Source organism: Acinetobacter sp. 742879 (assembly GCF_000588535.1).
Lineage (GTDB): Bacteria > Pseudomonadota > Gammaproteobacteria > Pseudomonadales > Moraxellaceae > Acinetobacter > Acinetobacter pittii.
The window spans coordinates 1-466 of record NZ_JFYC01000047.1 but is presented as its reverse complement, the minus strand read 5'-3'; the positions used below and the strand labels follow the sequence as shown (position 1 = coordinate 466).

The 466-nt window shown below is 44.6% G+C and carries 1 protein-coding gene; it reads left to right on the top strand.

Going from position 1 to position 466, the window contains the following annotated elements; genetic code table 11:
- Positions 1 to 186 precede the first annotated feature (186 nt).
- Positions 187 to 466 (top strand): IS66 family transposase (locus J690_RS23515; RefSeq protein ID WP_032038854.1); only part of this gene is annotated, 280 nt, incomplete at its 3' end.

Sequence of the window (466 nt, the reverse complement as noted above, 5' to 3'; positions counted from 1 at the left end):
TCAAGTTCACCAAGGTGAAACCGTGGCCCTCAGCCCGGAACAGTTACAGGCATTAATCCAAGGTTTGCCCTGGCAGAGAATTGGATTGCAGCAAGTGGTGAATATGCTCTAAACCAAGCTCGACCATTCTGCCATCCTCCAAACGTTCTATTTCATTCTCTTCATGACCTCAGGCATACTGCGGTCATGAATACGCTGCCTGACTTAAGCCAACTGACCCATGAACAACTGCTGGAATTCACCAGACAGTTGGCGATGCAGCATCAGTCTCTAGCACAATCAAACCAACAATTGGATGCCAAAGTTCAACATCTTTCTATTCTCAATCAAAAATACGAGCATGAACTGGCGCTGTTTAAAAAGCACAAATTCGCCCAAAAGAATGAACACTTAACGGCAAAACAAATCCACCTATGGGATGAAGCGGTTGAAGAAGATATTGCTGCTGTTGATCTGGAATTAGAAC